The organism is Methylobacterium sp. J-059, assembly GCF_022829485.1.
Taxonomy (GTDB): domain Bacteria; phylum Pseudomonadota; class Alphaproteobacteria; order Rhizobiales; family Beijerinckiaceae; genus Methylobacterium.
On record NZ_JAKSYA010000145.1, the window covers coordinates 1 to 12,757 of the forward strand.

10 protein-coding genes are annotated in these 12,757 nt (G+C 64.1%); 5 read left to right on the forward strand and 5 right to left on the reverse strand.

Going from position 1 to position 12,757, the window contains the following annotated elements:
- Window positions 1-520 precede the first annotated feature (520 nt).
- From MKK55_RS21610 to MKK55_RS21620, 3 genes are all read right to left on the reverse strand, one after another.
- The gene (locus tag MKK55_RS21610; RefSeq protein WP_243932547.1) at window positions 521-742 is read right to left on the reverse strand and encodes a hypothetical protein; all 222 of its coding nucleotides are present in this window, start codon (window positions 740-742) and stop codon (window positions 521-523) included.
- A 78-nt stretch (window positions 743-820) separates the two neighbouring features.
- The gene (locus MKK55_RS21615; protein WP_243932548.1) at window positions 821-1,693 is read right to left on the reverse strand and encodes a hypothetical protein; all 873 of its coding nucleotides are present in this window, start codon (window positions 1,691-1,693) and stop codon (window positions 821-823) included.
- A 4-nt stretch (window positions 1,694-1,697) separates the two neighbouring features.
- Window positions 1,698-2,210, reverse strand: coding sequence for a hypothetical protein (locus MKK55_RS21620; RefSeq protein WP_243932549.1), 513 nt, complete (start codon window positions 2,208-2,210; stop codon window positions 1,698-1,700).
- A gap of 1,000 nt (window positions 2,211-3,210) precedes the next feature.
- Between MKK55_RS21620 and MKK55_RS21625 the strand changes: the two genes are divergently transcribed.
- Window positions 3,211-4,545 (forward strand): IS1182 family transposase, encoded by a 1,335-nt coding sequence (locus tag MKK55_RS21625; protein ID WP_243937601.1) that lies wholly within the window; start codon window positions 3,211-3,213, stop codon window positions 4,543-4,545.
- A 79-nt stretch (window positions 4,546-4,624) separates the two neighbouring features.
- On the opposite strand, the gene MKK55_RS21630 is transcribed toward MKK55_RS21625, so the two are convergent.
- Window positions 4,625-4,912: a hypothetical protein gene (locus MKK55_RS21630; RefSeq protein WP_243937602.1), complete on the reverse strand. Its 288-nt coding sequence runs from the start codon at window positions 4,910-4,912 to the stop codon at window positions 4,625-4,627.
- Window positions 4,913-5,317: 405 nt separating this feature from the next.
- Between MKK55_RS21630 and MKK55_RS21635 the strand changes: the two genes are divergently transcribed.
- The 4 genes from MKK55_RS21635 to MKK55_RS21650 all read left to right on the forward strand — a co-directional run bounded on the left by MKK55_RS21635 (window position 5,318) and on the right by MKK55_RS21650 (window position 12,182).
- A complete protein-coding gene (locus MKK55_RS21635) occupies window positions 5,318-8,569 on the forward strand; it encodes an efflux RND transporter permease subunit (RefSeq protein WP_147762528.1) in 3,252 nt (1,083 codons plus the stop codon).
- Complete coding sequence (locus MKK55_RS21640; protein WP_243932551.1) at window positions 8,569-9,954, forward strand: efflux RND transporter periplasmic adaptor subunit; 1,386 nt, start codon at window positions 8,569-8,571, stop codon at window positions 9,952-9,954. Before MKK55_RS21635 ends, MKK55_RS21640 begins: the two co-directional genes overlap by 1 nt.
- A gap of 175 nt (window positions 9,955-10,129) precedes the next feature.
- Window positions 10,130-10,810: a response regulator transcription factor gene (locus tag MKK55_RS21645; protein ID WP_238272980.1), complete on the forward strand. Its 681-nt coding sequence runs from the start codon at window positions 10,130-10,132 to the stop codon at window positions 10,808-10,810.
- Window positions 10,797-12,182: a sensor histidine kinase gene (locus tag MKK55_RS21650; RefSeq protein WP_238272949.1), complete on the forward strand. Its 1,386-nt coding sequence runs from the start codon at window positions 10,797-10,799 to the stop codon at window positions 12,180-12,182. The genes MKK55_RS21645 and MKK55_RS21650 overlap by 14 nt, the downstream gene beginning before the upstream one ends.
- A 131-nt stretch (window positions 12,183-12,313) precedes the next feature.
- On the opposite strand, the gene MKK55_RS21655 is transcribed toward MKK55_RS21650, so the two are convergent.
- A complete protein-coding gene (locus tag MKK55_RS21655; protein ID WP_238272948.1) occupies window positions 12,314-12,613 on the reverse strand; it encodes a hypothetical protein in 300 nt (99 codons plus the stop codon).
- Window positions 12,614-12,757 lie beyond the last annotated feature (144 nt).

Genomic DNA, 12,757 nt, shown 5'->3' on the forward strand with positions numbered 1-12,757 from the left:
CCCGGCATCTTCAGTGCGACAGCACACAGCCTCAAGACAACAACGCACACAGAGCACAACGAGGAGAGACGAACTAGGGAGCGGCGGCAGGAGAGGGGGGAGGGAGGCGGGGGAGGGGGGGGGAGGGAGGGGAGAGGGGAGGGGGCGGGCGCGGGGGGGGGGGGGGGGGGGGGGGCGGGGGGCGGGGGGGGGGGGGGGGGGGGGGGGGGGGGGGGGGGGACCCGGTGGTCTAGCTCCGATCATCGAAGCCTCGGCCCCGCTCCGACACGAGCTGCGGGACAAGCGTGGCTCGGGCAGCAAGCGCTCCTGCGACCTTCGTTCGAGCTCGCCGTCCCGGAACGGCTTCAGCATGATGGCACTGGCCCCGTCCGCGCTGGCCTGGGCCATTGCGGCGGTGCCGGCGAAGCCGGTAACGAATAGCACGGCCATCCCCGGCTACCGCTTAAGGATGTCGATGTAGGCCTCGGCCCCGTTCATGCTCGGCGTTGCGAAGTTCAACACGACTAGGTTTACGCACGGATCAGCCTCCAGCGTTGCCGAGGGTCGTCTCGACGCCGAACTTGTCGCCCGGGGTAAGCCCGAAACCGCTGTCATCCTGGACGCCGCAGGCGATCCAGCGTTCCTCGGTCACCCGGGCGAAGGTGGAGAAGCCCATGCCCGTGGTTTGGCAGATCACCTCCAGGAGCGTCGGGACGACCTCGATGCGGGCGGCGAGTTCCGTCGCCTTTGTCACGTTGCCCATGACCGGCGAGCTCATCCTCAAACGTAACGCTGCCCCCCAAGCATATCCGTCGGTCCGGGTGGGGCAAACGAAACGGGATCAAATCGGGCGCTTCGAGTTCGTCACGTAGTTCCGGCCCTGGATTGGCGAGCGGTAGTAGTCCTCGTCGAGGAACTTCAGGAGCGTCTTCAGATCGGCCTTGGCGCCCGGCAGGGAGATGGCCTCCCGGCCATTCACCTGAACCGTCTCGATCTCGATGCCGAATGCGAGGGCAGCGTCGCGGATCGCCGCCGAACTCACTGTATCCAAAATTCGGTTTCGGCCGATCAAGGTCACCTTCTTCCTGACCCAAGTGTCGGCGAGCGCCACGAAGGCCTCCTCATCCGCGACGTGGATGCCCGCGGTGCGCGCGAAGGCTCGCAGCTCGGGAACCGTAGCCTCGGCGAAATAGGCGCTCAGGTCGAGGATCTGGCGCACGACGTGAAAGCTCAGGAACCTGAGGTTCGTCCCGACCAGCATCGCCGCAAGCCGGTTGTCGAGGGTCAACCCAACACTGTCGACCCTCCGGTAGGTGTCCGCGGAATGGAGCAGGGTGAATCCGGTTGGGGATATGATCCTGCGGCGGTTGAAGCCCTGGATCAGCGCGATAGGCTCGTCCCCATCGGACCGATAGCCTACGAAGAGCGCCTTGACTGTCTCGAACGCGTCCGGATCCGGCGGGATCTCCGGTATGCCTAGTGGATGCTCGATGGCGTGGTGAATGTTGTCGACGTCGTCGTAGCCCGCGATGACGAGGCTTTCTCCCTCGACCGGGGTGTACGAGCCGTCGAACGCGTGCTCCTCCTCGGCCGACGTTACGAAGTCTGCTTCCTGCTGCCGGAATAGCGCCCCGACCTGAATCTGGATTGCCCGGGAAAGGGGGATGCGCAGGATGCGCCGGGCTGGCCCCTGGGTCAGAGCGAAGAGGTTCATGGGCTCAGACTAACTCCAGGAGCATCGAGCCGGAAATTCGCTTGACGGCCCTGACCTGTCTCGGATCCACCAGGTCGCGCTGCGTGATGAGCGTGTACACCACGCCGCTGTCAGTCTCCGCCTTGTAGAAGCGATACCCGAGCGATCGCAGAACCGGGTTGGGGAGGATGGAGCTCGACATCCATAAGGCGACGCCGGCGAGCGCCAGAATGCCCAGTACGACCCCGACTGTGATGTCGGCCGCCTTGCCGATAAAGGGGATGAAGTACGTCACGATGACGCCGAGCATCAGGGCGTCGTTGGCCTCGACCTTCTTCAGGGTGATCGGGAAGTTCTCGCCGTTCCATCTGAGCGCGTCGACGATGTACCGGATCAAGAGAATGCCGACGCAGCCCGCTAGCGCGTACCACAGCGCGTCCCAGGTCGGTCCGCGATCCCAGACCCGAGCGAGCGCCACGCTGATCAACGATGGCGACAGCGCAGACACAAACATGACCGTCTTGAGGGCGTTCCTCATCGCGCTCGCATCGACTGCGTCCGTTTGGGGTAAGCTGCCCCCGGAAGAGCATTCGAGAACAAAAAGTGAATATAGGCCGCTGTCATCCCATTGACAACGCAGCCGTCACCGCCGGCACTCCTAATGGGGACGTGTCCCGGCTCGTGGGTGGCTCCCTCAAGGACCGGTCGGTCCCTCGGCCAGTGCGTGTGCCAGTCGCCCTCGGCCAGCAGATACACCTCGGCTTGGTAGTCGAGCGCCCGTCAGGTCTGCAGGCGCCTGTCCGACGTCAGCACCTTTGGGACAGACTGAGGGCCTGCGCGAACGGTAGATGACTGGTCCGCCATAGCGTCAAGGAGCGAAGATGCCGGGCCATTGGTGGGTGGGGTGGTACGAGGGGGCTTCAACTTCTGGGATGGGGTACCGCGCTGATGCCGTCATTTGGATCATCCCCGCCTGCGAGGCTCAGGAATGGCCCGCAAGGATCATGGATCGGCGCGTAACGGAGGGAAGCCCGCTGAACACCTTCAGTGGTTAGATGGAGGCTAGACCCCTAGCAGCGGCTGGCGGGCATCTGGCAGGCGTGAGAGGCGCGGCGTCGACGCCATGGCGCGGCGATGGAGGTCGACGGTTCTCAACCTCAGAAAAATGGCGAAGCCAACCCTTGAGGTCAGCTTCCCATACGGAAAGCCCCATACTTCTCGCGTCCCAGCGAGGGCTTGCCCTCGCGCCAGGGCGCGCTTGAGGAACCCTCACCTCAGAAGGTAACCCCTGATTACCTGCGGTAATCGTCCTCCAGTGGTGGGAACCCCCTACCCCCTGAGGAACATTTCATGGGAAGTATAAGGGTTTATAAAATAACGATTTTTGCCGTTTTCAAACGTGTGTCGCATTGAGAATGGTATGGACACCCTCGGACATGGCCATGCTGCGTCTTTCTCCGTACCTCGGGACAGAACAGTTAGGAGCCCGTCAGAGTAATGCTCTCGACGGCGAGGTCAGAGGGTGATGCATTCGGCTCATGGCCAAGGTGTTTCACTCCTGGGATGTGGATCAGGGCTGGTTGCTGCCGCCCTCGCTGCACGAGTTCGTGCCGCCCGGGCACCTGGCGAACTTCGTTCGCGACACGGTGCGGGAGGCGCTCGACCTCTCGGCCATCCTCGATACCTACAGCGAGGAGCGCGGCTACCCGCCCTACCGCCCGGGAATGATGGTGGCGCTTCTGCTCTACGGCTACAGCCGCGGCCTGTACTCGTCGCGTCAGCTCGCCCGGGCCTGCGAGGAACGGGTCGACGTCATGACGGTGACCGGGCTGAACCGGCCGGACTTCCGCACCATCGCCGACTTCCGCAAGCGTCACCTCGTGGCCCTGTCGGACCTTTTCGTGCAGGTGCTGCGCCAGTGCCGCGCGGCTGCTCTGGTCCAGTTCGCCGACGTGGCGGTGGACGGGACCAAGGTGAAGGCCAACGCATCCCGCCACAAGACGATGAGCTACGGACGTATGAAGACGGCAGAGCCGGCGCTGGCCGACGAAGTCGACGCCTGGCTGGAGCAAGCGCACGAGGCGGACGCGGCCGAGGATGCGGCGGAGGGCGCGAACCGACGGGGCGACGAGACGCCGGACTGGAGGGCCGACAAGCAGCAGCGGCTGGAGACGATCCGCGCCGCCAAGGCTGCGCTGGAAGCGGAAGCGGTCGATCCGCCCACCCCGGAGGACGAGAGCGGGCCGGGTGCGTCCTCGGGCATGCGCTGGCAGGGTCGACCCCTACGTGGTGAGGACGGCGGTCCGCCGGACCGAGCGCAGCGCAACTTTACCGACCCGGACAGCCGGATCCTGCCGACCTGCGACGGGTTCGTGCAGGGCTACAACGGGCAGATCGCCGTCGATGCCGCGCATCAGATCATCGTGGCGCACCGCCTCGTGACGAACGCCGCCGACGCCCGTGCCCTTGTGCCGCTCATCGACGACATCCGCGCTCATCTCGGGCGCAAGCCGTGCGAGGTCTCGGGCGATGCAGGCTTTGCCAACGAGGCGAACCTGGCAGCGCTGAAGCAGCGGCGGATCACCGCCTATCTTGCTTCAGGGCGGGCGCGCCACGGAGCGGCGGATGCCGCAGGTCGTCAAAAGCTGACGAAGACCCCCCTGATGCGTGCGATGGCCGAGCGGTTGAAACGGGCTGGCCGCCGGAGCCGCTACCGCCTCAGGAAGCAGGTCGTCGAGCCGGTGTTCGGGCAGATCAAGCAAGCCCGGGGCCTCCGACAGTTCCTGCTACGCGGGCTCGATCAGGTCCGCGGCGAATGGGCGATGATCTCCACCGCCCACAACCTTCTGAAGCTGGCCAAGGTCGGGCGCTGAGCATGACGCAGGCTGGCTCGCCTTGATCTCAACCCCGATCTCGATCCGCAAACCCGTTACTCGGACGGGCTACTAGCCTTCAAGGATAGGCGTGCCGCCGGTTCCGTTCGAAGGCCTGCTCGCAGGCCTGATCGAACAGGGCGCAGGGGGGCCTCTCGCCGTTGGGCTCCGTCAGCATCGGCTGACCGCCAATGTCGCCCGGGGAATGTTCCTGCGAATAGCGGGAGCGCGGATCGAAATATGGATCGCTCGTGTAACTGCTCATGAAAGCACCGCCCGCTGGCTGTTCGTTCCGGGCCAGAGCAGAAGTGGCCCATGGCGAAAGGATCGCCAGAGCCGCGAGGACGCGGATGGGCTGTCTCGACATCGGGAACTCCGAACGCGCAAGCCTGCCAAGCCGGCGGCGACGGAGAATGGTGTCTAACAAACTCTGATCAGGCAATCGAATAAACATTTGATCTCTGAAGTAAAATAGCTGCTTTTAATTTTTATTTATAAATTAAATTTTTAGATCTTCTACGTTTGAGCCGTCCCTTCGCCTCACGGGCTAGTTGCTTCCCACCTTTTAAATGCTGAGTGGCGATTTTCTGTTTCAAAATATTTTTAAAAAATCAATCGCGAATTCATTCGTAAGACCTTTCGTCTAGCTCTATCTAGCGGTGGACTTACTTCGCTTCGCTCAGACCTCCAAATAGCGCCTTTCCTCTGTTCGTCCGAGCGCGCTTCAGGCGCTGGCCGCATGGTGGGTTGTGCCGGGAAGCCCGATTTATCGATGAATCTTGTTCGGTTCGCCCTGAAATTCCGCAAGAGCTTCTACGTTTTGGCGATTTTGATGGCGTTGGGCGGCGTCGGCGCAATCGCCGTAGCGCCGAAGGACGTGCTGCCCTCGGTCGACATTCCCGTCGTTGTCGTGGTGTGGACCTATAGCGGTCTCGACGCCACCGACATGGTTCAGCGCATCACGAACTACAGTGAGTTCTCGCTGTCGAGCAACGTGAACAACATCAAGCGAATCGAGTCGACGTCCATCCAGGGGACCGTGACCGAGCGGATCTATTTCGATTCCGCCGTAAGCATCGACCTCGCCATGACGCAGGTCGATTCCGCCATGAACGCCATCCGCTCGCGGATGCCGCCGGGCGTGCAGCCGCCGGTGATCATGCGCTTCTCGGCCTCCTCAGTGCCGGTGATCCAGCTTGCGTTGTCCTCGGGCACGCTGCCGCTGACCAAAGTGTTCGATTACGCCCAGTACCGCACCCGCCAGCGCCTCGCCCAGGTGCCAGGCTCGACCTTGCCGTCGCCCTATGGCGGCGCCCCGCGCCAGGTGATGGTCGATCTCGACCTCGCCGAGCTCCGCGCCGTGGGCATGACGCCGCTCGACGTCACCAACGCGGTCCTCAAGCAGAACCTCGTCGTCCCCTCGGGACTCGCGAAGATCGGTCGCCAGCAATACACCGTGCGGCTCAATTCGAGCCCCCAGCTCGTCGATCAGCTTAACCGCATCCCGATCAAGGTCGTGAACGATCAGCCGGTGCTCCTGCGCGACGTCGCCCATGTCCGCGACGGCTCGCCGCCGCAGACCAACATCGTCCGCGCCGATGGCGAGCATTCCGTGCTGTTGCAGGTGCTGAAGAACGGCTCGGCCTCGACGCTGGACGTGGTCAACGCCGTGAAGGCGGCCCTGCCGGACATCCGCGCGGCCTCGCCCAAGGGCCTGTCGATCACGCCGCTCTTCGATCAATCGGTCTTCGTTTCCGACGCCATCGGCGATGTCGTACGCGAGGCGGTGATCGCCGCCGGGCTCACGGGACTCGCCATCCTCCTGTTCCTGGGCTCGTGGCGATCGACACTCGTGGTCCTCGTCTCGATCCCGCTCTGCATTCTCACCTCTCTGTCGGTGCTGGTGGCGCTTGGCCAGACCATCAACGTCATGACGCTCGGCGGCCTCGCGTTGGCCGTCGGCATCCTCGTGGACGACGCCACGGTGGCCATCGAGAACACTTACCGGATGTTCGAGGAGGGCTATCCCTTCCGCCGCTCGGTGCTGGAAGGCGTGGCGGGTATCGCCAAGCCGGCGCTGATCTCGACACTGGCTATCTGCTCGGCCTTCTCGGCGGTGTTCTTCCTGACGGGCGCCCCCCGCTACCTGTTCGTGCCACAGGCCGAGGCGGTCGTCTTCGCGATGCTCACCTCCTACCTGCTCTCACGCACCCTTGTGGCGATCCTGATCGACGTCCTCGTCGCGCCGGAATATGCAAGACATCATGGTGGGGCGGCTCCTGCGCTGGAAGTCGGCCCGCGCCGCCGCTCGCTCCTGTCACGCCTCCTGGCGCCGCTTGCGTGGCTGCTGCGCTTTCCACTGCGTGTCGCCTTGGCATTCCGCGAGGCCTTCGAGCGCGGCTTCGCACGATTCCACGCTGGCTATGTCGGGTTGCTCGGTGCGGTAATCCGCCATCCGAAGCGGGCGCTTGCCGGGGCAGCCTGTGTCTTCGCCGTGACGGCGGGGCTCTTCCCCTTCATCGGGCAGGACTACTTTCCGCAGATCGAGTCGAGCCAGATGACGCTGCACATCCGCACCCGGCCGGGAATGCGGATTGAGGAGGCGGAGAAGACCTTCGCGCAGGTGGAGGACATCGTCCGGCAGGTCGTCCCGAAGGACGAGCTTGGCCTCATGCTCGACAATATCGGCCTGCCGGCGTCGAACTACAATTACGCGTTCATGGACGCATCCTTCGTCGCCTATAACGACGGACAGATGCTCATTAATCTCAAGGGTGAGCACAAGCCGATCTCGTTCTACGAGCGGCGTTTGCGGAAGGTGCTGCGTCGGGCGTTTCCTTCGGATGTCTTCTATTTCCAGCCCGCCGACATCATCACGCAGATCCTGAACTTCGGCACCGTGGCGCAGATCGACGTGCAGGTCTCCGGTCGGCACGACGCGAAGGACCTCGCCGTCGCCCGCGCGCTCGTGCGCCGGGTCGCGGCGGTGCGGGGGGCGGTGGACGTCCACCTGCACCAGATCGTCGATGCGCCGCAGATGTACGTAAACGTTGATCGCCGGCTCGCCTCGGAGATGGGGGTGAGCGAGCAGATCATCGCCCAGAACCTAAACGTCTCCCTTTCCGGCTCCTTTCAGGTCAGCCCTAACTTCTGGGCCGATCCGAAATCCGGCACGCCGTACCAGCTGTGGGTGCAGACCCCAGAATGGCGCAACGGAGACATCGCCCGGCTGATGAATACGCCAGTCTCGGTCCACGGCACCGGAGACGGCCAGCCGGGCATCCCGATCCTGCTCTCGAATATCGCCACGATGCAGCGGCAGCCAGAGCAGACGGTGATCAACCACGTCAACACCCAGCCGACCTTCGACATCCTCGCCAACGTGCAAGATGCCGACCTCGGAAGCGTGCGCAGCGCGGTCGAAAAGATCGTCGCGGAGGAGCAGGCGACGTTGCCCGCCCCCGACAAGATCCGTGTGCGTGGTCAGATCGAGAGCATGGAGGGCGCCTTCGCCCATATCGAGGTCGGACTCGGGATCGCGCTGATGGCGGTCTACCTGCTGCTCGTCCTCAACTACCAGACTTGGGTCGATCCCTTCGTAGTCATCGCTGCGCTGCCGCTCGCCTTCTGCGGCATCGTGATGAGCCTGTTCGTTACCGGCACGACCTTCTCCATCCCGGCCCTGTTCGGGGCGATCATGTCGGTGGGCGTGGCGAGCGCGAACTCGATCCTGCTCGTCACCTTCGCCAAGGAGCACCGTGAGGCCACGGGCTGCTCGGCCCCCGAGGCCGCGCTGATGGCCGGCAACACCCGGCTGCGACCGGTGCTGATGACCGCCTCGGCCATGTTCCTCGGCCTGATCCCGATGGCGATCGGCTCGGGCGAGGGCTCGGAACAGAACGCGGCGCTGGCCCGCGCCGTCATGGGCGGCATCGGCATGGGCACGCTCTCCACGCTGCTCTTCGTACCGCTCCTCTACACGCTTCTCCGCCGCAACCCGATCAAGCCCCTTGAGGACTATTGATGAGCCCGTTCATCGAATCCGACGACGCTGGGAACGACGCCGCGGAGCGGGCGCATGCCCATGCGGTCGAGATCGATCCTCTGCGGCAGGACCTGCTAGGCGAGGCCCTGACTCATGCGCACCTTCCCCCGCCGCGCAAGCGCCCGTTCGTGATCGCGCTTCTGGCGCTCGGCAGCGCCCTCGGCCTGGGCGGCTGGCACCATTGGCAGACCTACCGCACGTCGTTGGAGACGCAGGAGGACGTCATCAGCTTCGTACCGACCGTCCGCACGGTTTCGGCCGTCGAGGACGACGAGCCGATGAGGCTGACACTGCCGGGACAGACCGAGGCTTTCGACCACGCCGACATTTTTGCCCGTGCCACTGGCTACATCGCCGAACGCCGGGTCGATATCGGCTCCCGGGTCAAGAAGGGCGACCTCCTCGTGCGCATCGCCGCCCCCGACCTCGACCAGCAGAAAAGCCAGGCCGAGGCACAGCTCGGCCAGCTTCAGGCCCAGCTCGCCGTCGCCCATGCCGACGTGGAGCAGGCCAAGGCCAACGTCACCCTCGCCAACGCCACCGACGCCCGGACGTCGACGCTCGCCGGCCAGGGCTGGGCCTCGAAGCAGACTGCCGACCAGACCCGGGCGCAGATGCTCACCGCCACGGCCGCCCTGACCGCCGCCGATGCGAAGGTGAAGGTGGCCGAGGCGAACATCACTGCCCAACAGGCGACCGTAGACCGGCTGCGCACGCTCACCACTTTCGAGAACGTGACCGCGCCATTCGACGGCATCGTCGTGGCGCGCATGGTCGATGTCGGCGACCTCGTCCATGCCGATCTCGGCAGCGGCGCGTCACTCTTCTCCATCGAAAGCACGGACGTGCTACGCGTGTCCGTCCAGGTGCCGCAATCGGCGGCGGTCCACATCCGCGACGGTGTCCGAGCGACGGTTCAGGTGGCTCAGATGCCGGAGCGGAGTTTCGAGGGCACCGTCTCGCGCAGCTCCGTGGCCCTGCGCTCGTCGGTGCGGACCCTCGACACCGAGGTCGACGTAGCGAACCCGGACGGGGCGCTGCGGCCGGGGCTCTATGTGAACGTGACCTTCGCCGTGCCCCGCGCCCATCCCGGCCTGCAGATCCCGTCCGAGGCACTCATCTTCGATGCCGCTGGAACCCAGGTCGCCGTGGTCCAGCCCGACGATACGGTGAAGCTTCATCCGATCACGATCTCGCGTGATCTGGGTACGACCCTTGAGCTGCGTTCCGGCCTGAAGGGCGGCGACACCGTCGTCCTCAACCCCCCAGCCGACCTGCGCGACGGCAGCCGCATCGTCCCGAAGGGCAGCGTCTCTTCAGGGGAACCCGTTGCCAAGCTCTCCGTGCAGGCAAGCGCGGAGTGACGAAATGGCCAACGACAGCGCCTATGCGACAAGCTTTGCCGACGATATGACGCACGCTCCGCCGCCTGATAACGCGCCATTTGACACCGACCGCGAAGAGCATAACTCCAGCGTCCCAGCCGAAGCGCCGAGCCCGAAACGGGCTCAGCGTATCCATAATAAAAAGGATAAAAGGATGGCCAACGTTCTTGTGGTTGAGGATGATCAGCGCGTTGCTGCCGAAATCGGATTGGCACTGACCGAACACGGTTTTCGGGTGGATGAGGCCATGAACGGATCGATCGGTCTACGCAAGGCGATGGATGGTGACTTCGATGTCATCGTCCTCGACCGGATGCTGCCGGAGATCGACGGCCTCGCCCTGCTTACCAAGCTGCGCGCCGCCAAGGTTTCGACCCCGGTCCTGATCCTTAGCGCGCTCTCGGCCGTCAACGAGCGCGTGGACGGGCTGCGTGCCGGGGGCGACGACTACCTCGCCAAGCCCTTCGAGTTCATCGAGCTGACCGCGCGGGTCGATGCCCTTGCCCGGCGCAAAATGGCCGCCGAGGCGGTGAGCGAACTCGTCGTCGGCGACCTACAACTCGACTTGATCGAGCGTGTGCTCCACTGCGCAGGTCGGGAGATTGAGCTTCTACCGAAAGAGTTCGCGATCATCGAGTTCTTGATGCAGAACGCGGGCGTGCTGGTGAGCCGCAAAATGATCTTCGAGTCAGTTTGGGGCTACAGCTTCAACCACCAGTCGAGCGTCATCGACGTCCATGTCGGCAAGATCCGCAAGAAGCTTGATCCCGACGGGCTGAACCCGCGCATCCACACCGTCCGCAATACGGGGTTCATCCTCCGTGCGGCTGCTTGAAGTCCGCCGCACAAGCGGGTTCCGGGTCGCGTGCCTGTTCTTCGCGACGTTCGGAACTGCCTCCCTCGCACTCTCGGGCTTCCTCTATCTCGACACCCGCAGCTACGGCCGCAAGGCTGCGTTCGAGTGGGTCGGGTGGGAGTCGAAGCATCTCCTGAGCCTCGCGCCCCACGCCCTGCGCGATCGTATCGACGCCTCGGAGGATTTCGCCGAAGGCGGCCGCCCCCTCGTGCTGTTCGGACCCGACCACGCTCGCCGCGTAGGGGCACCGATCCCGTTTCCTGAAACGGCCCCGGTCGGCCGCCCATTCGTACTGACGCAGCCGGCGGAGCACGGGTCGCGCACCCTGTTCAGCCAGTTGAGCCGCCTTGAGAGCGGCGAATACGTCCTCGTAAGTCGCTCGGCCAAGGATCTGGAAGCCCTCGAGAAAGCCCTCGTCGAAACCTTCGTCTGGGGCATGGCAGCCACCATCGTCATCGGCCTCGTCGGAGCAGTGATCTTCGGCGCCGGATCGCTTCGCCAGAACGACGCCATCACCAAAGCTGTCGAACGCATCATGCGGGGTGACCTAAGCGAGCGCCTGCCGACGCGGGGCGTCTCTGCGGACCTCGCGCACCTGACCGGCGTCGTTAACGACATGCTCGATCAGCTCGAGCGGCTAATGTTGGAAATCAAGGGCGTCAATGAGAACATCGCTCACGACCTGCGGACCCCGCTGACGCGAGTGGTGGGCATTTTGGAGCGGTCGCTCCGCAAGGCCGACAACGTCGAAGCGTTCCGCACTTGCAACGAGGACGTTCTCGCGGAGGTGAAGGACATCGTCATCCGCTTCTCAGCACTACTGCGTATTTCGGAGATGGAAGACCGCATGCGCCGCTCGGGCTTCACGGACCTCGACCTCGCCCTCCTGCTGGAGGATGCGATCGAGTACTACGAGCCCCTAGCCCTGGAACGGGATATCGAGCTCCGCTGGGAGCAGCCCGAAGAGCCCTGTTCCGTGGAGGGCGACCGCAGCCTGATCTTTGAGGCGGTGAGCAACCTGATCGACAACGCCCTGAAGTTTACCCCTGCCGGTGGCGAGGTAAAGGTCGCGCTGGTGCGCGATCCTCCGGGCATCCGCATCGACGATACGGGCTGCGGCATCCCGGTCGATGAACTCGGTGCGGTGCGGGAGAGGTACCGGCGCGGGGCGTTGAGGACAGGCAAGAGCGGCTTTGGCATCGGGCTCAGCCTCGTCGATTCCATCGCCCGGTTGCACAGCGCCGCGTTCGACATCGCGAGCGATGCGGGTGGCACCCACGCCACCTTGGTGTGGAAGCCTGCGGTCACGGCGGCAGGATCCCCCGCTGTCATCCGAGCCCAGAGCGCTTGAAGCACCTTCCATCAGAGCGATTGCCGGTTCAACGAAAGACAATGCGGCATCACAAAGAGATAGAGCATTTCCCATGATCCGAGGACCATGAAAAATGCTCTACACTGGTGCCGGGGCCAAGCCCTGCGGTTTCAGTAAGCGTCGCTGTAGGCCCGACGCTGGCGCGACCGCAGGTGGCTCCATTGACGGTCCGTCGGGACTGATCCGACAATGACCGGGCGCTGCGCCGCGAGCGAGCCGCTCGCTCCTATTGCGTTCCGCCACATGCCGCCGGAACGGTCGTTGCCCTGTGCGTAGGCGTCGGCGTCGAGGCCATCGCCGCTGGTGCGGATGATGAGTTTCGGGTCGATGGGCTGCTGCGTGTCCGCCGCATAAGCAGCGCCGGACATCAGGATGGCACCAAGAGAGCAGGCCAGAACGAACGTTTTCATGGTCAATTCTCGTATCGATGGCGTCGCTCGCTGGCGACATTCCATCATAGTGCATCCGACGCTGTGTAAATTCAACGTTTTATCAAGTAATAAAGTTTTCGTCTTGAACGCTGGATTTGAATTTGAAACGAAACTTTAAGTCCA